The sequence below is a fragment of the Streptomyces sp. NPDC002788 genome (assembly GCF_053592115.1).
The window spans coordinates 86,583-105,754 of sequence record NZ_JBSFVB010000011.1 but is presented as its reverse complement, the minus strand read 5'-3'; the positions used below and the strand labels follow the sequence as shown (position 1 = coordinate 105,754).

At 71.5% G+C, this 19,172-nt stretch carries 21 protein-coding genes; 9 read left to right on the top strand and 12 right to left on the bottom strand.

Features of this window, described 5'->3' with window-relative positions:
• Positions 1-17: 17 nt before the first annotated feature.
• Positions 18-668 carry a hypothetical protein gene (locus ACWD1U_RS21380; RefSeq protein ID WP_451109836.1) on the bottom strand — a complete coding sequence of 217 codons (651 nt, stop codon included), beginning with the start codon at positions 666-668 and terminating at the stop codon, positions 18-20.
• A gap of 229 nt (positions 669-897) precedes the next feature.
• Here ACWD1U_RS21380 and trpS point away from each other — a divergent pair, with 229 nt between their 5' ends.
• Positions 898-1,911, top strand: coding sequence for a tryptophan--tRNA ligase (gene trpS, locus ACWD1U_RS21375; protein WP_451109578.1), 1,014 nt, complete (start codon positions 898-900; stop codon positions 1,909-1,911).
• 187 nt (positions 1,912-2,098) lie between these two features.
• Positions 2,099-2,677 carry a 2'-5' RNA ligase family protein gene (locus ACWD1U_RS21370; RefSeq protein ID WP_451109577.1) on the top strand — a complete coding sequence of 193 codons (579 nt, stop codon included), beginning with the start codon at positions 2,099-2,101 and terminating at the stop codon, positions 2,675-2,677.
• 12 nt (positions 2,678-2,689) lie between these two features.
• Here the strand turns inward: ACWD1U_RS21370 and ACWD1U_RS21365 are convergent, their stop codons facing one another.
• The gene (locus ACWD1U_RS21365) at positions 2,690-3,445 is read right to left on the bottom strand and encodes a decaprenylphospho-beta-D-erythro-pentofuranosid-2-ulose 2-reductase (protein WP_451109575.1); all 756 of its coding nucleotides are present in this window, start codon (positions 3,443-3,445) and stop codon (positions 2,690-2,692) included.
• 19 nt (positions 3,446-3,464) lie between these two features.
• Positions 3,465-4,847 carry an FAD-binding protein gene (locus ACWD1U_RS21360; RefSeq protein ID WP_451109573.1) on the bottom strand — a complete coding sequence of 461 codons (1,383 nt, stop codon included), beginning with the start codon at positions 4,845-4,847 and terminating at the stop codon, positions 3,465-3,467.
• Positions 4,848-4,980: 133 nt separating this feature from the next.
• Here ACWD1U_RS21360 and ACWD1U_RS21355 point away from each other — a divergent pair, with 133 nt between their 5' ends.
• From ACWD1U_RS21355 to ACWD1U_RS21340, 4 genes are read left to right on the top strand one after another with little or no spacing between them, the layout of a single operon-like run.
• Entirely contained in the window at positions 4,981-5,502 is a 522-nt protein-coding gene (locus ACWD1U_RS21355) for a phosphatase PAP2 family protein (protein WP_451109571.1), read from the top strand.
• Positions 5,495-6,439: a decaprenyl-phosphate phosphoribosyltransferase gene (locus ACWD1U_RS21350; RefSeq protein WP_451109569.1), complete on the top strand. Its 945-nt coding sequence runs from the start codon at positions 5,495-5,497 to the stop codon at positions 6,437-6,439. Before ACWD1U_RS21355 ends, ACWD1U_RS21350 begins: the two co-directional genes overlap by 8 nt.
• Positions 6,436-6,888 carry a GtrA family protein gene (locus ACWD1U_RS21345; protein ID WP_451109568.1) on the top strand — a complete coding sequence of 151 codons (453 nt, stop codon included), beginning with the start codon at positions 6,436-6,438 and terminating at the stop codon, positions 6,886-6,888. Before ACWD1U_RS21350 ends, ACWD1U_RS21345 begins: the two co-directional genes overlap by 4 nt.
• On the top strand, positions 6,876-7,793 hold the full coding sequence (locus ACWD1U_RS21340) for a YihY/virulence factor BrkB family protein (protein ID WP_451109566.1): 918 nt from the start codon (positions 6,876-6,878) through the stop codon (positions 7,791-7,793). The genes ACWD1U_RS21345 and ACWD1U_RS21340 overlap by 13 nt, the downstream gene beginning before the upstream one ends.
• Here ACWD1U_RS21340 and ACWD1U_RS21335 read toward each other — a convergent pair.
• Complete coding sequence (locus ACWD1U_RS21335; RefSeq protein ID WP_451109564.1) at positions 7,741-9,048, bottom strand: D-alanyl-D-alanine carboxypeptidase family protein; 1,308 nt, start codon at positions 9,046-9,048, stop codon at positions 7,741-7,743. The two genes, ACWD1U_RS21340 and ACWD1U_RS21335, sit on opposite strands and share 53 nt — an antisense overlap.
• 91 nt (positions 9,049-9,139) lie before the next feature.
• On the opposite strand from ACWD1U_RS21335, the gene ACWD1U_RS21330 reads away from it, so the two are divergent.
• The 3 genes from ACWD1U_RS21330 (at position 9,140) to ACWD1U_RS21320 (ending at position 12,694) form a co-directional block, all read left to right on the top strand.
• Positions 9,140-9,379 carry an SCO4848 family membrane protein gene (locus tag ACWD1U_RS21330; protein WP_451109562.1) on the top strand — a complete coding sequence of 80 codons (240 nt, stop codon included), beginning with the start codon at positions 9,140-9,142 and terminating at the stop codon, positions 9,377-9,379.
• A 22-nt stretch (positions 9,380-9,401) separates the two neighbouring features.
• Entirely contained in the window at positions 9,402-10,949 is a 1,548-nt protein-coding gene (locus ACWD1U_RS21325; protein ID WP_451109561.1) for a metallophosphoesterase, read from the top strand.
• Positions 10,950-11,137: 188 nt separating this feature from the next.
• Positions 11,138-12,694, top strand: coding sequence for an ABC transporter substrate-binding protein (locus ACWD1U_RS21320; protein WP_451109559.1), 1,557 nt, complete (start codon positions 11,138-11,140; stop codon positions 12,692-12,694).
• Between the two features lie 201 nt (positions 12,695-12,895).
• On the opposite strand, the gene ACWD1U_RS21315 is transcribed toward ACWD1U_RS21320, so the two are convergent.
• The 8 genes from ACWD1U_RS21315 to ACWD1U_RS21280 form a co-directional block, all read right to left on the bottom strand.
• Complete coding sequence (locus ACWD1U_RS21315; protein ID WP_451109558.1) at positions 12,896-13,639, bottom strand: TetR family transcriptional regulator; 744 nt, start codon at positions 13,637-13,639, stop codon at positions 12,896-12,898.
• 17 nt (positions 13,640-13,656) lie between these two features.
• The gene (locus tag ACWD1U_RS21310; RefSeq protein WP_451109557.1) at positions 13,657-14,166 is read right to left on the bottom strand and encodes a thiol-disulfide oxidoreductase DCC family protein; all 510 of its coding nucleotides are present in this window, start codon (positions 14,164-14,166) and stop codon (positions 13,657-13,659) included.
• A gap of 12 nt (positions 14,167-14,178) precedes the next feature.
• The gene (locus ACWD1U_RS21305) at positions 14,179-14,586 is read right to left on the bottom strand and encodes a hypothetical protein (RefSeq protein WP_451109555.1); all 408 of its coding nucleotides are present in this window, start codon (positions 14,584-14,586) and stop codon (positions 14,179-14,181) included.
• A gap of 391 nt (positions 14,587-14,977) precedes the next feature.
• On the bottom strand, positions 14,978-15,757 hold the full coding sequence (locus ACWD1U_RS21300; RefSeq protein ID WP_451109553.1) for a succinate dehydrogenase iron-sulfur subunit: 780 nt from the start codon (positions 15,755-15,757) through the stop codon (positions 14,978-14,980).
• Positions 15,757-17,511 carry a succinate dehydrogenase flavoprotein subunit gene (sdhA, locus tag ACWD1U_RS21295; RefSeq protein ID WP_451109551.1) on the bottom strand — a complete coding sequence of 585 codons (1,755 nt, stop codon included), beginning with the start codon at positions 17,509-17,511 and terminating at the stop codon, positions 15,757-15,759. Before sdhA ends, ACWD1U_RS21300 begins: the two co-directional genes overlap by 1 nt.
• 19 nt (positions 17,512-17,530) lie before the next feature.
• On the bottom strand, positions 17,531-18,013 hold the full coding sequence (locus tag ACWD1U_RS21290; RefSeq protein ID WP_451109549.1) for a succinate dehydrogenase hydrophobic membrane anchor subunit: 483 nt from the start codon (positions 18,011-18,013) through the stop codon (positions 17,531-17,533).
• Positions 18,014-18,018: 5 nt separating this feature from the next.
• Positions 18,019-18,399: a succinate dehydrogenase, cytochrome b556 subunit gene (gene sdhC / locus ACWD1U_RS21285; protein ID WP_037670267.1), complete on the bottom strand. Its 381-nt coding sequence runs from the start codon at positions 18,397-18,399 to the stop codon at positions 18,019-18,021.
• A 220-nt stretch (positions 18,400-18,619) separates the two neighbouring features.
• Positions 18,620-19,093 (bottom strand): 2-oxo-4-hydroxy-4-carboxy-5-ureidoimidazoline decarboxylase, encoded by a 474-nt coding sequence (locus ACWD1U_RS21280; RefSeq protein ID WP_451109547.1) that lies wholly within the window; start codon positions 19,091-19,093, stop codon positions 18,620-18,622.
• Positions 19,094-19,172 lie beyond the last annotated feature (79 nt).

Sequence of the window (19,172 nt, the reverse complement as noted above, 5' to 3'; positions counted from 1 at the left end):
TACCGGGCGCCGCGGTCTCACTCGTCGAGGTCGATCAGCACCTGGCGCGGCTCCTCCCGCGGCGGTCCGGCAGCACGCCGGGCCGCCGCGCGGCGTATCAGCAGCGTGCCGCCGACGCCGGCCGCGAGCCCCGCCACCGCCCACCGGAGGTCCCCCCGCACCGGGCCGCCCGGCAGGTCCCCCGCGGCAGTGCTCTCGACGGGCCCGCCCGCCGTGTCGCCGAGCAGCCGCGCCTGGTCCAGCCGCTCGAAGTGTGAGCGCGGCGCCCGATGCCAGCGGATGTCGTCGTCCTCCACGGCGGGCGCGAGGTCCGAGCGCACCCAGGGCGTGCCGTCCTCGGCGACCAACAGCTGGTCCTGGCGTTCGACGGCCACGTCTCCGCCCGGCGGCCGGTTCGTCGCGGGCCGGCCACCGACCCCCGACAGTGCCCAGACCACCGTGAACCGTACCGGCGGGAACCGTCCCTCCACCCAGTCCTCCGGCACCCGCTCGGTCTCCGTGTGCAGCGGCTGCAGCAGCTGCCACAGGCGGGCGAAGACCGGCTCGCCCGAGCGCACCGCCGTCGTCCGTCCCGTGCCGCCCGCCACGACCATCGCCACGTCCGGGACGTCCGGCCCGCGCGCCGGGAGGGCCGCGGCGGCCGTCCCCGTCGCACCCACGGCCGACATCACGGCCAGGACGGCCGCCGCCGTCACGAGCAGCGCGCGCCGCACAGCCCCGCTCCGGCCCCGCCCTCTTCCCGCCCCGCCTCGCTCGCTCACAGGACCCCCTTCCGCGGCCCGGGCCGGATGCCCTGCCGCGTCCTCACACCCTTGTTACCCCGCGGGGGAGAAACGGGGCCCCACCTGTTCCCGACCTGTTCCTGATCGGTCCCCGGGACCTGAGAGAATGGTGAGCATGGCCTCTGACCGACCTCGCGTGCTCTCCGGTATCCAGCCCACCGCCGGCTCGTTCCACCTCGGCAACTACCTCGGCGCCGTCCGCCAGTGGGTGGCCCTCCAGGAGACCCACGACGCGTTCTACATGGTCGTCGACCTGCACGCGATCACCATCCCGCAGGACCCGAAGGACCTGCGCGCCAACACCCGCCTGGCCGTCGCCCAGCTGCTGGCCGCGGGCCTGGACCCGGACCGCTGCACGCTCTTCGTCCAGAGCCACGTCCCCGAGCACGCCCAGCTCGCCTGGGTCATGAACTGCCTCACCGGCTTCGGCGAGGCGAGCCGCATGACCCAGTTCAAGGACAAGTCCGCCAAGCAGGGCGCCGAGCGCGCGTCGGTCGGCCTGTTCACGTACCCGGTCCTGCAGGTGGCGGACATCCTGCTCTACCAGGCGAACGAGGTCCCGGTCGGCGAGGACCAGCGCCAGCACATCGAGCTCACCCGCGACCTCGCCGAGCGTTTCAACGGCCGCTTCGGCCCGACCTTCACCGTCCCCAGGCCGTACATCCTCAAGGAGACGGCGAAGATCTACGACCTGCAGGACCCGTCGATCAAGATGAGCAAGTCGGCGTCCACGCCGAAGGGCCTCATCAACCTGCTCGAGGAGCCGAAGGCCACGGCCAAGAAGGTCAAGAGCGCCGTCACCGACACGGACACGGTGATCCGCTACGACGTGGCGGAGAAGCCGGGGATCAGCAACCTCCTCACCATCTACTCCACCCTCACCGGGGCCGGCATCGCCGAGCTGGAGGAGAAGTACGAGGGCAAGGGCTACGGCGCGCTCAAGACGGACCTCGCCGAGGTCATGGTCGACTTCGTGACGCCGTTCCGGGAGCGCACCCAGCAGTACCTGGACGACCCGGAGACGCTCGACTCGATCCTGGCCAAGGGTGCCGAGAAGGCCCGCGCGGTCGCCGCGGAGACCCTCGCGCAGGCCTACGACAAGGTCGGCTTCCTGCCCGCCAAGCACTGAAACCGCTCCCGCGCACAGCCGCACCACCGAACAGCGCTGTACATCACTTCCGTTGCGCCTGCCCGTAACCCGGCCGTGGCCGTACAGTCGATAACCGGGTGGTCGTATCAGCGGCCACTCCCGCTCGATCCGGCGGGACGCGCTCCCGGCAGGACGGGTCTCACCAACTGAAACGACAGGAGACGACGTGGGGACCGTAACGATCGGTGTCTCGATCGCGGTCCCGGAGCCTCACGGCAGCCGGCTTCAGCAGCTGCGCGCGGGCTTCGGCGACGCCGCGGCTCACGGCATCCCCACGCACGTCACCCTGCTCCCGCCGACCGAGGTCGACGAGGCGGCCCTGCCGGCCGTCGAGGCGCATCTGACCGAGGTCGCCGCGGCCGGCCGGCCGTTCCCGATGCGGCTGTCGGGCACCGGCACCTTCCGGCCCCTGTCCCCGGTCGTCTTCGTCCGGGTCGTCGCGGGTGCGGAGGCCTGCACCCGGCTCCAGGAGCAGGTCCGGGACCCCGCCGGCCCGGTCGCACGCGAACTGCAGTTCCCTTACCACCCGCATGTCACCGTGGCACACGGCATCGACGAGGCGGCGATGGACCGCGCCTTCGAGGAACTCGCCGGTTACGAGGCCGAGTGGCCCTGCACCGGCTTCGCCCTCTACGAGCAGGGCGCCGACGGCGTCTGGCGCAAGCTGTGCGAGTTCCCCTTCGGCGGCGCGGTGGTCCCCCCGCAGGCCGGCCGTGTGGAGCACGGCTCGATCCCCATGCGCTGACCGGCGCGCCCGTCAGATCGGCAGCCGCCGGAACACCCCGCGCGGCAGGTGCCGCAGCGCCGCCATCACCACGCGCAGTGCGCCCGGCACCCACACCGTCTCCGAGCGGCGCCGCAGCCCCAGCTCCACGGCCGACGCGACCGCCTCGGGCGTGGTCGCCAGCGGCGCCTCGGGCAGGCCCGCGGTCATCCGCGTCCGCACGAACCCGGGGCGTACGACCATGACGTGCACGCCCGTGCCGTGCAGCGCGTCACCGAGGCCCTGTGTGAAGGCGTCGAGGCCGGCCTTGCTGGAGCCGTAGATGAAGTTGGCCCGGCGCGCGCGCTCACCCGCGACGGACGACATCACGACCAGCGAGCCGTGCCCCTGGGACTGGAGTGAGCGGGCGCACACCAGGCCCGCCGAGACCGCGCCGGTGTAGTTGGTCTGCGCGACCCGCACCGCGGCCTGCGGGTCCCGCTCGTCACGCGCCTGGTCGCCCAGGAGCCCGAAGGCGAGCAGCACCATGTCGATGTCGCCCTCGGCGAAGATCTTCCCGAGCACGGCCTCGTGCGAGGCCGGGTCGAGCGCGTCGAACGCGACGGTGTGCACCTCGGCCCCGAGCCCGCGCAGCCGGCCGGCGGCCTCCTCCAGGGCGGGCGAGGGGCGGCCCGCCAGCCAGACCGTGCGGGTGCGGCGGGCGATCAGCCGGCGGGCGGTGGCCAGCGCGATCTCGGACGTACCGCCGAGGACGAGCAGGGACTGGGGGAGGCCGAAGGCGTCCTTCATGACAGCTCCTAGTGGTTGCCTAGAGATGGAGGCGGCGGGCCAGGTCGGACACGAACACCCCGTGCGGGTCCAGCTCGGCGCGCAGGGCGCGGAAGTCGTCGAGGCGCGGGTACATGGCGGGGAGCAGTTCCGGGCTCAGCCGGGCGTCCTTGGCGAGATAGACGCGGCCGCCCGCGGCGGCGACCTCCTCGTCGAGTTCGTCGAGGAACGCGCCGAGGCCGGGCAGGCCCGCCGGGATGTCCAGCGCCAGCGTCCAGCCCGGCACGGGGAAGGACAGCCAGCCCGGGTCGGACTCCCCGAAGCGCTTGAGGACGGCCAGGAAGGACGGGCAGCGGCGTTCGGAGATGCGGCGCACGATGCGCCGCAGGGCGCCCTCCTGGCCGTAGCCGACGACGAACTGGTACTGCACGAAGCCCCCGCGGCCGTAGACGCGGTTCCAGTGGGGCACGCCGTCCAGGGGGTGGAAGAAGGCGGAGATCCGCTGGAGCCGGCCGGTGCGCGCGCGGGGGGCCTTGCGGTACCAGAGCTCGTTGAAGAGGCCCACGGTCGTCCGGCTGAGCAGGCCCTCGGGGAGGACGGAGGGGGCGGCCGGGAGGCGCGAGGTGCGGAAGGACAGCGGGTCCCGGCGCATGCGGGCGGGGAGCGCGTCCAGGGGCGCGTGGTCGCCGCGGGTGAGGACGGCGCGGCCGGTCGAGGCTCCCCGGGCCAGCAGGTCGATCCAGGCGACCGAGTAGCGGTAGCGGTGGTCGGTGGCGGCCAGCCGGGCCATCAGGTCGTCGAGGTCCGTGGCGCGTTCGGTGTCGACGGACATCAGCGAGGTCTCGACCGGCTGGAGCCGGATCGTCGCGGTGAGGATCACCCCGGTCAGTCCCATGCCGCCCGCCGTCGCGTCGAAGAGCGGCGTGCCGGGGATCACCGTGCGGATCTCGCCGTCGGCGGTGAGCAGTTCGAGGGCGAGCACGTGCCGCGCGAAGGAGCCCGAGACGTGGTGGTTCTTGCCGTGGATGTCGGCGCCGATCGCCCCGCCGACGGTGACGTAGCGGGTGCCGGGGGTGACCGGCACGAACCAGCCGAGCGGCAGCAGCACCTGCATCAGCCGGTGCAGGGAGACCCCCGCGTCGCACAGCACGGTGCCGCCGTCGGCGTCGATGGCGTGGACGCGGTCCAGGCCCGTCATGTCGAGCACGGCCCCGCCCGCGTTCTGCGCCGCGTCCCCGTACGCCCGTCCCAGCCCCCGGGGGATCCCGCCGCGTGCCCCGCACTCCCGGACGGCTGCCGCGGCCTCCTCGTACGTCCGCGGGCGGATCAGCAGGGCGGCGGTGGGAGCGGTGCGGCCCCAGCCGGTGACGGTGGTGTGGTCCAGGCCCGTGACGTCCGGGACGAAATCGGTGTCGGCAGACATGCCCGTGACCGTATCGCCCTGGTGTGGGCGATCAGTTCGAGAACATGGCACCCCTCCCCGAAATGGGTGATTAATGGGATGTCGCTCAATATTGCCGTAGTTCAGGCCAGGTTGGCGTGAACAGTGAGTCCACATGGACGACCTCGACGACCTGCACGACATGGACCACCGGATCGTTTCGACGCTCAGGGCGTGCGGCACCGACCCGCGCGTGGCGGGCGCCGCGCGTGCCCTGTCCTCGGCGGGGGAGCACGCGGCGCTGTGGCTCGCGGCGGGGCTCGCCGGAGCCGCCGTGGACCACAGCAGACGCGGCGCCTGGCTGCGCGGCACGGCCCTCACCGCCGGGGCGCACCTCATCAGCATGGGGGTGAAACGGGTCGTGCGCCGCCCGCGCCCCGCGCACGTCGAGCCCCTGGTGCGCACCGCAGGCCGGCACTCCTTCCCCAGCTCGCACGCCACCTCCGCGGCGGCCGCCGCCGTCGCCTTCGGCGCCCTCGGGGCCCGTGCGGTCCCGCCGCTCGCCGCCGCCGTGTGCGTCTCCCGCCTGGTGGCCGGCGTCCACTACCCCTCCGACGTCGCGGCCGGCGCGGCCCTCGGCGCCCTCACGGCCCGGCTCGGCGCCCGCTGGATGAAGGGCGGCGCCCACCATGACTGAGACGGCGATCCTGCGGCAGCGCACCCCCCAGGAGCGGCCCGCACCGCCCCGCAAGGGCGGTCTCCTGGCCGGTCTCGTCAGGACCGCCCGCCCCCGGCAGTGGGTCAAGAACGTCCTCGTCATCGCCGCCCCGGCGGCCGCCGGTGAGCTCTTCTCCCGGCACGCCCTGGTCCAACTCGTCCTGATCTTCGCCCTCTTCACTGCCTGCGCCGCCGCCGTCTACCTCGTCAACGACGCCCGGGACGCCGCCGCCGACCGCGCCCATCCCACCAAGCGGCACCGGCCGGTCGCCGCCGGGCAGGTCCCCGTGCGCGTCGCCTACGCCGTCGGAAGCTGCCTCGGCCTGCTCGCGCCCGTCGCCGCGGCCTGGCTGTGCGGGCCGGCCGTCGCCGCCCTGCTGACCGCGTACCTCGGCATGCAAGTGGCCTACTGCATCAGCCTCAAGCACGTCCTCGTCGTCGACCTCGCCGTCGTCACGACCGGGTTCCTGATGCGGGCCATGGTCGGCGGACTCGCCTTCGGCATCCCGCTGTCGCGCTGGTTCCTGATCACGACCGGGTTCGGCGCGCTGTTCATGGTGTCGGCCAAGCGCTACTCCGAAGCCGTGCAGATGGCCGGACAGGCCGGTGCCACACGCGCGTTGCTCACCGAGTACACCACCGGCTACCTCCGTTTCGTATGGCAGCTCGCGGCCGGTGTCGCCGTCCTCGGTTACTGCCTGTGGGCGATGGAGGAGGGCGGCGTGCCGCACACCAGCGTGCTGCCCTGGCGGCAGCTGTCCATGGTCGCCTTCATCCTCGCCGTTCTGAGGTACGCCGTCTTCGCCGACCGCGGCACGGCCGGCGAGCCCGAGGACGTCGTCCTGCGCGACCGGGCCCTCGCCCTCATCGGCGTGGTGTGGGTGGCGATGTACGGCCTAGCGGTGGCGAATTGGTGACCGAGCGCGCCTGGTCCGGCCCCAGGGCCCCGCTCCGCCGGGAACTCCTGGGCTTCGCCACGGTCGGACTCCTCGCCTACGCCGTCGACCTCGCCCTCTTCACGTACCTGCGCGGCCCCGCCGGACTCGGCCCGCTCACCGCCAAGGCCCTGTCCTTCGTGGCCGCCTGCACGGTCGCCTACGCGGGCAACGCCCTCGGCACCTACCGGGACAGGCGGACCGGGGGTCTGCGTCCGTACGCCGTCTTCTGCGCGGTGAACCTCGCCGGGGCCGCCGTACAGCTGCTCTGCCTCGCCGTCAGTCACTACGGCCTCGGGCTCACCTCGCAGCGCGCGGACACCGTCTCCGGCGCGGTCGTCGGCATGACGCTGGCCACAGTCCTGCGGTTCTGGGGTACCCGTACATGGGTGTTCCGGGCGGAGGGCAGAGTCGGATCATGGACTGGCTGAAAAAGCTCCCGGTGGTCGGGCCGCGGGCGGAGCGGCTGATGATCACTCACGCGTGGCGGTCGTACGAGCGGCTGGACCGCGTGAGGTGGACGCGACTGGCCGCCGCGATGACCTTCACGAGTTTCGTCGCGCTGTTCCCGCTGCTGACGGTGTCCGCCACCATCGCCGCCGCCACGCTCAGCACCGGGCAGCAGGACAGGCTGCAGGACAAGATCGCCGAGCAGGTGCCCGGCATCTCCGACCAGCTGGACATCGCCGGCCTCGTGGACAACGCCGGCACGATCGGCCTCATCGCGGGTGCCCTGCTGCTCTTCACCGGCATCAGCTGGGCCGGCTCGATGCGCGAGTGCCTGCGGGCGGTGTGGGAGCTGCCCGAGGGGGAGGAGAACCCGGTCCTGCGCTACGCCAAGGACGCGGGCGTCCTGATCGGCCTCGGCGGCGCGCTCCTGGCCACCATCGCCGCCTCCGCCGTGGCCTCCGCGATGATCGGCTGGATCACCCGGCACCTGGGCATCGACGAGGGCGGCTGGAGCGGAGTCCTGCTGCACATCGCCGCGTTCCTGCTCGCCGTCCTCGCCGACTTCCTGCTGCTGCTCTACGTCCTGACGCTGCTGCCCGGCGTGGAGCCCACCCGTCACCGCCTGTTCGTGGCGGCGCTGACCGGCGCGGTCGGCTTCGAGCTGCTCAAGCTGCTGCTCAGCGGCTACCTGCAGGGCGTGGCGGCGAAGAGCATGTACGGCGCGTTCGGCGTGCCCGTCGCACTGCTGCTGTGGATCAACTTCACCTCGAAGCTGGTCCTGTTCTGCGCCTCCTGGACGGCGACGCAGAGCAAGGAGGCCGAAGCCCCGGGCCTCATGGGCGAGTCCGGCGGCGCACCAGATCCGGCAGCGGCCAGCGGCGGTTGACCAGGAACGCGCCGCCCGCGAGCAGCACCAGCACACCGCCGGTGATGCCGAACGCGGTCCCGATGCCGCTGGAGCCGTCCGCGGCCGGGGCGCCGGCCACCGGCTCGGCGCCTGACCGGGTCGTGCCGCTGACGCCGTCCCCGGAACCGCCGGCCTCACCGGAGGGGTTCGCGCCGGGCTGGGCGCCGGCCTGCGCGGCGCTCTTCGGCGGCACCAGCTCGCCCACCGGCTGCACCTTCCCGGCCGCCTTGAAGCCCCAGTCGAACAGCCGGGCCGTCTCCTTGTAGACCTCGTTGTGCTCGGCCTTCTCCGGGTTCATCACCGTGACCAGCAGCACCCTGCCGTTCCGCTCGGCGACACCGGTGAAGGTGGCGCCGGCGTTGGTGGTGTTGCCGTTCTTGACGCCCGCGATGCCCTGGTAGACGGGCACGTCCAAGTCGCCGGCCAGCAGCCGGTTGGTGTTCCGGATCTCGAAGGGCTCGCGGACCGGCTTGCCCTTCTTGTCCTTCTTCGTCTCGCCGGGGAACTTCGCGGTGACCGTCGAGCAGTACTCCCGGAAGTCCTTCTTCTGCAGCCCCGACCGGGCGATCAGCGTCAGGTCGTACGCGGAGGAGACCTGCCCCTCGGCGTCGTAGCCGTCCGGGCTGACGACGTGCGTGTCGAGGGCCTGGAGCTCCTCGGCGTGCTCGTTCATCTCCTTGACGGTGTTCTCGACGCCCTTGTTCATCGCGGACAGCACGTGCACGGCGTCGTTGCCCGACTGAAGGAAGACGCCCAGCCACAGGTCGTGGACGGTGTACGTCTCGTCCTCCTTTATCCCGACCATGCTGGAGCCCGAGCCGATCCCGGCCAGGTCGGACGGCACGACCTTGTGCTTGGTGGTCCTCGGGAACTTCGGCAGCAGCGTGTCCGCGAACAGCATCTTCAGGGTGCTGGCCGGGGCGAGGCGCCAGTGCGCGTTGTGCGCGGCCAGCACGTCCCCGGTCTCGGCGTCGGCGACGATCCAGGAGCGGGCGCTCAGGTCCTTCGGCAGCACCGGCACGCCGCTCGCCAGGTTCACCTGCGTGCCCGGCTGCCCGAGCCGGGCGCCACCCACGGTCGACATCGACGCCGGGGGAGTGGCCGACGGGCTCGCCGACGGACTGCCCGAGGGCCTCGGGGCGGCGACGGCGGCTGGTGCGGTCAGCGCGAGGGACGACAGGACGGCGGAGGTGACCAGCAGGGATCGCCTGGCGGTCTTCTTCGGTGCGGGCACGGTCGGAAACGTACATGCCGTACGGAGGGAAGTCCCGCCTGCGGCCCCACCCCGGGGACGGAACCGGACACGCGGTGGCGATACTGGGTGCATGAAGCTCAGCCGCCCCGTCTCCTGGTTCCTGCTCGCCTTCGGGGTATGGAGCTGGGTCATCTGGATCACTTTCGTCAAGAACCTGGTCAAGGACGGCAGCGGGCTCGCCTTCGACGACGGTCGTCCCACGGCCTACTTCTGGGTGCACCTGCTGCTCGCCGTCGTTTCCTTCGTATTGGGGACGGTCATCGGGGCCATCGGGTTGCGTGGTCTGCGCGCACTGCGCCGGACGCCATAGTTCAATCGGGAGACACGACACCGTGGCCATCGTCTTCGTCCTCGTCGCACTGCTGGTCCTGGCCGTCGTGGTGACGGCCAACTGGTACGTGTGGCGCCGCCTGTTCCGCGACACGACCCGCGGACCGGGCCCCACTCGCCGCGCGGGCGCGGTCCTGATCGCCGGCGGGTGGATCCTCGCGATCGCGGCCCTGGTCGCCGAACGCTCGGGCGCCCCCTTCCGGCTCCAGCAGGTCCTCGCCTGGCCGGGCTTCCTGTGGCTGGCCCTGTCGATCTACCTGTTCCTGGCGGTGCTGGCGGGGGAGGCCGTACGACCACTGCTGCGGTGGTTCCTGGCCCGGCGGGCGGCGGGCGCGCAGTCCGGTGCACCCGGCACGGCAGCCGACTCGCGGGGGGACGGCGGCGCGGGCGCGCCCGTCGGCGCGAGGGCAGCCACGGCGCGGGCGGACCGGGGCGGAGCGGCGACTGCTGCCAGGGCGACCGCCGGCCCACAGGCGGGCGGCGGCGCGGGCGCGTCCGGCTCCACGACGGCAGCCACCCCGCAGGGAGGCAGCGTCACCGCAACGCCCGCCGGCGCACCCGTGTCCGCGGTGGCGGCCACCTCGCGGGCCGACCGGGGCGACGGGGTGGCCGCTGCCGGGACCGCCGGGCCGCAGGCGGACGGCGGTGCCGGCGCGTCCGGCGGCGCGTCTGCCTCCGCGGCGGCGGCCGGTCCGCAGACGGACGGCGTCGCGCCCGCGCCCGCCCCCTCCCGCCGCCTCTTCGTCTCCCGGGTCGTGGCCGGGGCCGCCGCCGCCGCTGCCGTCGGGACCGTCGGGTACGGGACGTACGGCGTGCTGAGCGGTCCGAAGGTGAAGCGCGTCACCGTCCCCCTGGCCAAGCTGCCGCGCGCCGCACACGGGTATCGGATCGCCGTGGTCAGTGACGTGCACCTCGGGCCGGTCCTGGGGCGCGGCTTCGCACAGAAGGTCGTCGACACGATCAACGCGACCCAGCCCGACCTGATCGCGGTCGTCGGGGACCTGGTCGACGGCAGCGTGAAGGACCTCGGCCGCGCGGTCGCACCACTCGCGCAGTTGAGAGCCCGTCACGGGTCCTACTTCGTCACCGGCAACCACGAGTACTTCTCCGGCGCCCAGCAGTGGGTCGAGGAGGTCCGGCGGCTCGGCCTGAACCCCCTGGAGAACGCCCGCAGGGAGATGCCGTACTTCGACCTGGCCGGAGTCAACGACATCGCCGGCGAGGACGAGGGCCAGGGCCCCGACTTCGCGAAGGCGCTCGGCGACCGGGACACGGCCCGCGCCTGCGTGCTGCTCGCCCACCAGCCCGTGCAGATTCACGACGCCGTCGAGCACGGCGTCGACCTCCAGCTCTCCGGCCACACCCACGGCGGCCAGCTCTGGCCCGGCAACCTCATCGCCTCCGGCGCCAACCCCACCCTCGCCGGCCTGGACCGGTACGGCGACACCCAGCTCTACGTCTCGCGCGGCGCCGGCGCCTGGGGCCCGCCCACCCGGGTGGGCGCACCGTCGGACATCACGCTGATCGAGCTGGCGTCGCAGCGGGCCTGACGCCCGCACCACCTTGTGAGGGCGCCGTGAAACCGGTCCGAAACGCCCATCGGTAAGTTCTTTCCCAACTCGTCAGATCTTCCTTCCCCCTGGTCAAACACCTGTGATTGGGTGAACCCGCCACGAAGGGGCGTGGCACTCGCACATGGGGGCGCAAGGGCCCCAAGGGGCCTGGGGAGGCAAAGCCGATGCGATCGGTTCGCATACGGATACTCGCGGGACTGCTCGTGCTGGCGGCCGTGGGCGTCGGCGCCTGGCGGCTCCTGCCGTCGAAGAGCGACGGCAGGACGATCACCGTCGGCACGACCGACGCCGCCACCTCGCTCGACCCGGCCGGCGGCTACGACGCGGGCTCCTGGGCGCTGTACAGCAGCGTCTTCCAGTCGCTGCTCACCTTCCCGCCGGGCGGCACCACCCCCGTGCCGGACGCGGCCAGGAGTTGCGCGTTCGTCCGGGGCGACCTGACCACGTACCGCTGCGAGCTGCGTTCGGGCCTCACCTTCCCGAGCGGCCGGACGATGACCGCCGAGGACGTGAAGTTCTCCTTCGACCGCATCCTGAAGATCAAGTCACCGGTCGGCCCGGCGCCCCTGTTCAGCACCCTGGCTTCCGTGGACGCCGACGGGACGACCGTCCTCTTCCACCTGACCTCGCCCGACGCGACCTTCCCGTTCAAGGTGGCCACCGGCGCCGGCTCGATCGTCGACCGCACCGCGTACCCGGCGGACAAGCTGCGCACCGGCGACGGGGTGGACGGCACCGGCCCGTACACCCTCGCCTCGTACACGAAGAACCATGAGGCGGTCCTCGCGCCCAACGGGCACTACCGGGGCGCCGTCAAGGGCGGTGCGGGCCGGAGGGTGGACCTGCGCTACTACGCCAGTCCCGACGCCCTGGAGACCGCCTGGAAGGACCGGCGCGTCGAGGTCGCGACCGACCAGCTGCCGCCCGACGTCCTCGCCGGCCTGAACCCCAGCGACCCCGACCAGCGCGTTTTCGAGGCGGACACCGCCGAGACCCGGAACCTGTACTTCAACACCCGCGCGGGCAAGCCCCTGCACGACCCGAAGGTCCGGCAGGCCATAGCCTGGCTGATCGACCGCGAGCGGCTGGCCGCCACGGTGTACGACGGCACGGTCGAGCCGTTGTACTCGCTGATCCCGGCGGGCCTCACCGGGCACACCGCCTCGTTCTTCGACGACTACCCCCGGCAGGACCCGAAGAAGGCGCGGCAGCTGCTCACCGAGGCCGGCGTGACCCTGCCGGTGCGCTTCACCTACGGCTACGCCGAGGGCCGCGGCGCCGATGCGCAGGAGGCCGCCGAGATCAAACGGGAGCTGGAGGCGAGCGGCCTGTTCAAGGTCACCCTCAAGGGCTATGAGTGGACCGCCTTCCAGAAGCGCTGGGCGGCCGGCGAGCTCGACGCGTACGCCGTCGGCTGGGCCGCCGACTATCCCGACCCGGACACCTTCGGCACCGCGCTCGTCGGCACGGACAGCGTCATGAACACCGGCTACAGCAGCAAGACCGTCGACCGGTTCATCGCGGACAGCCGGCGTTACCCCGACCGCTCCGAGACCGACCAGGACTTCCGCGCGGTGCAGCAGACCGTCGCTCAGGACGTGCCGGTGCTGCCGCTGTGGCAGGCGGAGGAGTACGTCGTCACCACCGAGGACATCGGCGGCGGCCAGTACCTGTCGGACGGCACGGGCGTGTTCCGCCTCTGGAGCCTCACGCAGCTTTAGGGGTCCTTGCACTGTGCCCGCCCGGGTCGCGTGGTCCGGCACCGCGCCTCGCCGCGTGGCCGAAGCGCCCGGGTAGCTCCGCTACCAGGGCACTTAGGCGCCTTGCGATGCACGGCGCCGGACCACGCGACCTGATCGGACGCTCACAGTGCAAGGACCCCTTAGGGTCCTTGCACTGTGCCCGCCCGGGGCGCCGGTGTCCTAGGAGTCGGTCCGGCGCGCCGCCGGGTCCGGGATCGCCCGTGTCATGCCCGGCAGGAAGTCCGTGAACAGCTCGTGCACCTCGCGCACGAGCGGCCGCAGCACGCGGAAGCGGGCCAGGGCCACGCCCCGCGAGGTGAGCCGGGCGCCGCGCTCGGCCAGCCGGTAGCTGCGTTCCCGCCCCTCGGTCCGGTCGAAGATCCAGTACAGGACGAGCCCCATCTGGGACAGCCACATCAACTCGGGCAGGATGTCCCGCAGTTCCTCGGGCACCTTCGTCTTCGTCGCCCCGGCCAGCACCTCCCGGTGGACGCTGATGGCCTCCAGGCGCGCGTGCTCCGACTCCGGGGAGAAGGGGCTGAGCGGGCTGTCCGGGTCGGCGGCGTTCTTGAAGAACTGCACCGCGAACTCGTGGTAGGGCGCGGCGATGTCCAGCCACGCCCGCAGGACGCCCGCGAGCCGGGCCTCCAGATCGGCCTCCCGCTCCAGGATCTCCCGGACCGCCACCTGGTGCTCGGCGGCGATCCGGTCGTAGAAGCCCTGGATCAGGTGCTCCTTGCCCGCGAAGTAGTAGTACGCGTTACCGACGGAGACCCCGGCCTCCTTGGCGATGGCCCGCATCGTCGTCTTGTCGTAGCCGCGCTCCTGGAACAGCCGCATGGCCGTCTCGAGGATCAGGGCGCGGGTCTGCTCGGACTTGGTCGGGGTGGCGCCGTCGTCGGGGCCGTCGTTCTTCGCGGACACGGGAAGAGAGCCTAACGTCAGCGCCCGGGCGCCCGACGAGGGGCGCAGGCACCGTCGGCGCAGCCCGGCGTGGTGTAGGTCCAGCCACCGTCCGGGTCGTACGCCCATCCGTCCGCCCGCCGGTACACCCGGCCGCCCCACTGTGCCCCGCCCCGCTGCCCCCGGTTCCACTGCGCCCCGCGCCACTTGGCGGCGGCGAGCACCGCGCCCTTGGCGAGCCGGGCGCCGGACGGGGTGCTGAGCCGGTGGGCCAGCGGCCGGTGCTCGCGCAGCGCCCACAGGGTGACGATCCAGGCGGCGGGGCCCCGGTAGACCTGCCCGGCGTCGCCGACGACGGTGATCTCGTCGAGGGTGGCGCCGTGGTCGAGTCCGGGAAAGCGCCGCCGGGCCTCCTCGGAGGCGGCCGGGACCAGCTCCAGCGGCACCAACTGCGGCTGCCGCAGGAGCCAGTCGCGCAGGAACGCGCACAGGGAGCACTCGGCGTCGTAGAGGACGGTGAGCCGGCGGACCGGTGCCGTGGCGTTCATGCCGGTCTCCGTTCAGGCCTGGGCCTGCGGGGCGGCCCAGCCCTGCGGCGGTACCGGCGGCACCTGCTCGCGCTCCATGGCGCCGCGTCGGCGGATCCGGTTGAGCACGTAGACGTTGGCCAGGTGCATCACGCCGAGCACGAGCAGCACCACGCCGAGCTTGGTCGACAGAGCCTCGAAGACGCCGCGTGTGTCGGTGATGGTCTCGTCCCCGCTCAGGTACAGCGCGACGAACCCGAGGTTGACGAGGTAGAAGCCGACCACCAGGAGGTGGTTGACGGCGTCGGCGAGCTTCTCGTTGCCGTGCAGCACGTCGGCGAGGAAGACCCTGCCGTTCGTGCTGAGCGTGCGGGCCACCCAGACGGTCAAACTGATGCTGACCAACAGGTAGATGACGTAGGCGATGACCGTGCGGTCCATTGCCCCACCCTTCTTGAACACGTTCAAAACGCTGTCGGGGATGACTCTAGACTTCTTTTTGAACATGTTCAACACGTGCGTTCGGGTGATGGTCGGTGGCGCCTCGTACGGTCGGCGGCATGGTCGTCGTGACGTTCGTCGACGAGACGACGGCGGGGGAGCGTGCGGGCGGCCTGGGGGCTGGAGATCGCCGAGGAACGGCTGAGCGTGGGGGAGTTGATCCGGCGCCGGGTGTTCCGGGAGGTCGCCGAGTTCGACGCCCGGACGCGGGAGGTGTTCCGGGGACCGTGCTCCATGAGTCGCTCGCAGCCGCGTTCACCCGACGGTGTGGCATATGCCAGAGGGCCCCGTCTCCAGGGGAGACAGGGCCCTCATGAGCAAGCGGTCGACCTCAGTAGCGGCGCGTGATCAGCGCCCGCTTCACCTCTGCGATCGCCTTCGTGACCTCGATACCGCGCGGGCAGGCGTCCGTGCAGTTGAAGGTCGTGCGGCAGCGCCAGACGCCGTCGCGGTCGTTGAGGATCTCCAGACGCTGCTCGCCCGCCTCGTCACGCGAGTCGAAGATGAAGCGGTGCGCGTTGACGATGGCGGCCGGGCCGAAGTACTGGCCGTCGTTCCAGAAGACCGGGCACGACGTGGTGCAGGCCGCGCAGAGGATGCACTTCGTCGTGTCGTCGAAGCGCTCGCGGTCCTCGGCGGACTGGAGACGCTCGCGCGTGGGCTCGTTCGTGTCCTTCGTGATGAGGAAGGGCATGACGTCCCGGTACGCCTGGAAGAACGGCTCCATGTCGACCACGAGGTCCTTCAGCACCGTCAGGCCCTTTATGGCCTCGACCGTGATCGGCTTCTCCGGGTTGATGTCCTTGATCAGCGTCTTGCACGCCAGGCGGTTCTTGCCGTTGATCCGCATGGCGTCCGAGCCGCAGATGCCGTGCGCGCAGGAGCGGCGGAACGTCAGCGTGCCGTCGAGCTCCCACTTGATCTTGTGGAGGGCGTCGAGAACGCGCTCCTTCGGGTCGATCTCGACCTGGAAGTCCTCCCAGGTCGCGTCCGCCGCGACCTCCGGGTTGAAGCGGCGGACCCGGAAGGTGACCGTGATGTAGGGGGAGTCGGCGAACCCGGGCTCGGGCTTGCCGGCCGCGTCTTCCTTGTCCAGAACAGGGGTAGCCATCAGTACTTACGCTCCATCGGCTGGTAGCGGGTCTGGACGACCGGCTTGTAGTCGAGACGGACGGTTTCGGAGCCGTCGGCGCCGACCTCGCGGTACGCCATGGTGTGCCGCATGAAGTTGACGTCGTCGCGGTTCGGGTAGTCCTCGCGGTAGTGACCGCCGCGGGACTCCTTGCGGGCGAGCGCGGAGACCGCCATGACCTCGGCGAGGTCGAGCAGGTTGCCCAGCTCGACGGCCTCCAGCAGGTCCGTGTTGAACCGCCTGCCCTTGTCCTGGATCGCCACGTTCTTGTAGCGCTCGCGCAGCTCCGCGATCTTCTCGACCGCCGTCTTGATGGTCTGCTCGGTGCGGAACACCATGACGTTGGCGTCCATGGTCTCCTGCAGCTCACGGCGCAGGACCGACACCCGCTCGGCGCCGGTGGAGTTGCGCAGACGCTCCACCTGTTCGAGAACGAGCTCCGCGGGGTTCTCCGGCAGCTCGACGAAGTCCGCCTTCTGGGCGTACTCCGCGGCGGCGATGCCCGCGCGCTTGCCGAAGACGTTGATGTCCAGCAGCGAGTTGGTGCCGAGGCGGTTGGCGCCGTGCACGGACACGCAGGCGACCTCGCCGGCCGCGTACAGGCCCGGGACGACCGTGGTGTTGTCCGCCAGGACCTCACCCTCGACGTTCGTCGGGATGCCGCCCATCGCGTAGTGCGCGGTGGGCTGGATCGGGATCGGGTCCGTGTAGGGCTCGATGCCCAGGTACGTACGCGCGAACTCCGTGATGTCGGGCAGCTTGGCGTCCAGCTGCTCCGGCGGGAGGTGCGTGAGGTCGAGGTAGACGTGGTCGCCCTCGGGGCCGCAGCCGCGGCCCTCACGGATCTCCGTGTAGATGGAGCGGGACACGACGTCACGGGACGCGAGGTCCTTCATGACCGGCGCGTACTTCTCCATGAAGCGCTCGCCGTCCTTGTTGCGGAGGATGCCGCCCTCACCACGGGCGCCCTCCGTCAGCAGGATGCCCATGCGCCAGATGCCGGTCGGGTGGAACTGGAAGAACTCCATGTCCTCCAGCGGCAGACCCCGGCGGTAGACCGCCGCCTGGCCGTCACCGGTCAGGGTGTGCGCGTTGGACGTCACCTTGAAGAACTTGCCGCAGCCGCCGGAGGCGTAGATCACGGACTTCGCGTGGAAGACGTGGATCTCACCGGTGGCCAGCTCGTACGCCACGACACCGGCCGACTTCTTGACGCCGTCGACCTCGGTGATCAGCTGGTCCAGGACGTAGAACTCGTTGTAGAACTCCACGCCCTCCTTGACGCAGTTCTGGTACAGCGTCTGGAGGATCATGTGGCCGGTGCGGTCGGCCGCATAGCAGGAGCGGCGGACCGGGGCCTCGCCGTGGTTGCGGCTGTGACCGCCGAAGCGGCGCTGGTCGATGGTGCCGTTCGGGGTGCGGTTGAACGGCAGGCCCATCTTCTCCAGGTCGAGGACGGAGTCGATGGCCTCCTTCGCGAGGATCTCGGCGGCGTCCTGGTCGACCAGGTAGTCACCGCCCTTGACCGTGTCGAAGGTGTGCCACTCCCAGTTGTCCTCCTCCACGTTGGCCAGCGCGGCGGCCATGCCGCCCTGCGCGGCGCCCGTGTGGGAGCGGGTGGGGTAGAGCTTGGTGAGCACGGCGGTGCGGCTGCGCTTCGTCGACTCGATGGCCGCGCGCATGCCCGCGCCACCGGCGCCGACGATGACGGTGTCGTACTTGTGGATCTTCATGATTCTCGCAGCCCCGTGCCTAGCGGATGTTCGGGTCGAAGGTGAAGATCACCAGCGTGCCCAGCAGGATGGTGAACACCGTGGCGGTGTAGAGCAGAGCCTTCAGCCACAGCCGGGTGTTCGCGCGCTCCGCGTAGTCGTTGATGACCGTGCGCAGGCCGTTGGCGCCGTGCAGCATCGCCAGCCACAGCATCAGCAGGTCCCAGACCTGCCAGAACGGGGACGCCCAGCGGCCGGCCACGAAGGCGAAGCCGATCTTGGAGACGCCGCCGTCCAGCACGAGCTGGATCAGCAGGTGGCCGAGGACCAGCACGACCAGCACGATGCCCGACAGGCGCATGAAGAGCCAGGCGGCGAGCTCGAAGTTGCCCCGGGTGGTCTTCGGGGTCTTCTTGGTGCGCTTGCGCGGGGCCTCGATGAAGGGCGCAGGGTTGTCGACGGTGTAGACGGTGCCGCCCTCGACGGGGCCCACGCCGGCTGCGGTCTTCTCAGTCGTGGACATTGGCGTCAGCTCCCGAACAGTTCACGAGCGGCGTGGCCGAGGACGGGGTAGATCGCCCCGAGCATCAGCACGACCCACAGGGCGACGACGGTCCAGAGCATCTGCTTCTGGTAGCGGGCACCCTTGATCCAGAAGTCGACGGCGATGACACGCAGGCCGTTGAGCGCGTGGAAGAGGATGGCGGCGACGAGGCCGTACTCCAGCAGCGCGACGATCGGCGTCTTGTACGTGGCCACGACCTTGTCGTAGGCCTCCGGGGACACACGGACGAGGGCGGTGTCCAGCACGTGAACGAACAGGAAGAAGAAGATGAGGACGCCGGTGACTCGGTGAGCCACCCAGGACCACATTCCTTCCCGGCCGCGGTACAGCGTTCCAGCCGGCACGGAAGTTTCCTCCGGGAGCGGTGATTGGGGCCGCGCCGGCTTTCCTTGTCGGTCGGGCCCGGCCGGGTACGGTCCACCGGCCCCCAGCATCGTAGCGATGTGCTGCCGCTGGGCTGAGCGGGGGTCCCATGGTGTGATCAAACTGGCACGCAAAGAGGTACGGGTGGGCTAGTGCGGCTGAGGGGGTTGACGGTGTCCGTGGGGTGCCGAGCGCGGGTCGTCAGTGGCTGATCGCGCGGTTCCCCGCGTCCCTCAGGGCCTTCAGCAGACGCCCCCTCGCAAGGCGGCGCAGTTCGTCCGCCGCCACCACCCGCTCCTCCTCCGGATCGTTGGCCAATCGTGATCGGATGGCTTCCAGAAGGCGGTCCAGGGTCTCCGCCGGCGCCACTCCGGCCAGACAGATGACGAACGCGTGTCCGAAGCGGGCCTCATAGGCGGCGTGAGCCGCGTTCAGGGCGGTGTGGGCCGCCGCGTACGTGTCCGCGGGGAGGGGCGGCAGGGACTCGGCCGCCAGGGCCTCGGTCAGGTCGGCCCAGGTCAGGTCGTAGGCCGCCTCGTCCGCGGCGGCCAGCAGGGAGTCCAGGTCCGGGTAGGGGCGGTGAGCCGCGACCCGCCGGGACCAGCGGAGGCTGCGCAGGCACGAGAGGAGGGTCTGCTGCAGATCCTCGGCGGAGGCTGCGTTGAAGTGCTCCACCGGTATGGCGAGCCGACCGGGGAGATCTGGGAGACGGTGCGCGGGCAGCGTGGGTCCTTGTGGGCGTCACGTGTGTCGG

Bases quoted from the DNA above. Each gene is read 5' to 3' on its own strand.
- ACWD1U_RS21380 (WP_451109836.1), bottom strand. From the start codon at position 668: ATGTCGGCCGTGGGTGCGACGGGGACGGCCGCCGCGGCCCTCCCGGCG.
- trpS (WP_451109578.1), top strand. From the start codon at position 898: ATGGCCTCTGACCGACCTCGCGTGCTCTCCGGTATCCAGCCCACCGCC.
- ACWD1U_RS21365 (WP_451109575.1), bottom strand. From the start codon at position 3,445: ATGAAGGACGCCTTCGGCCTCCCCCAGTCCCTGCTCGTCCTCGGCGGT.
- ACWD1U_RS21360 (WP_451109573.1), bottom strand. From the start codon at position 4,847: ATGTCTGCCGACACCGATTTCGTCCCGGACGTCACGGGCCTGGACCAC.
- ACWD1U_RS21355 (WP_451109571.1), top strand. From the start codon at position 4,981: ATGGACGACCTCGACGACCTGCACGACATGGACCACCGGATCGTTTCG.
- ACWD1U_RS21350 (WP_451109569.1), top strand. From the start codon at position 5,495: ATGACTGAGACGGCGATCCTGCGGCAGCGCACCCCCCAGGAGCGGCCC.
- ACWD1U_RS21340 (WP_451109566.1), top strand. From the start codon at position 6,876: ATGGACTGGCTGAAAAAGCTCCCGGTGGTCGGGCCGCGGGCGGAGCGG.
- ACWD1U_RS21330 (WP_451109562.1), top strand. From the start codon at position 9,140: ATGAAGCTCAGCCGCCCCGTCTCCTGGTTCCTGCTCGCCTTCGGGGTA.
- ACWD1U_RS21320 (WP_451109559.1), top strand. From the start codon at position 11,138: ATGCGATCGGTTCGCATACGGATACTCGCGGGACTGCTCGTGCTGGCG.
- ACWD1U_RS21310 (WP_451109557.1), bottom strand. From the start codon at position 14,166: ATGAACGCCACGGCACCGGTCCGCCGGCTCACCGTCCTCTACGACGCC.
- ACWD1U_RS21305 (WP_451109555.1), bottom strand. From the start codon at position 14,586: ATGGACCGCACGGTCATCGCCTACGTCATCTACCTGTTGGTCAGCATC.
- ACWD1U_RS21300 (WP_451109553.1), bottom strand. From the start codon at position 15,757: ATGGCTACCCCTGTTCTGGACAAGGAAGACGCGGCCGGCAAGCCCGAG.
- sdhA (WP_451109551.1), bottom strand. From the start codon at position 17,511: ATGAAGATCCACAAGTACGACACCGTCATCGTCGGCGCCGGTGGCGCG.
- ACWD1U_RS21290 (WP_451109549.1), bottom strand. From the start codon at position 18,013: ATGTCCACGACTGAGAAGACCGCAGCCGGCGTGGGCCCCGTCGAGGGC.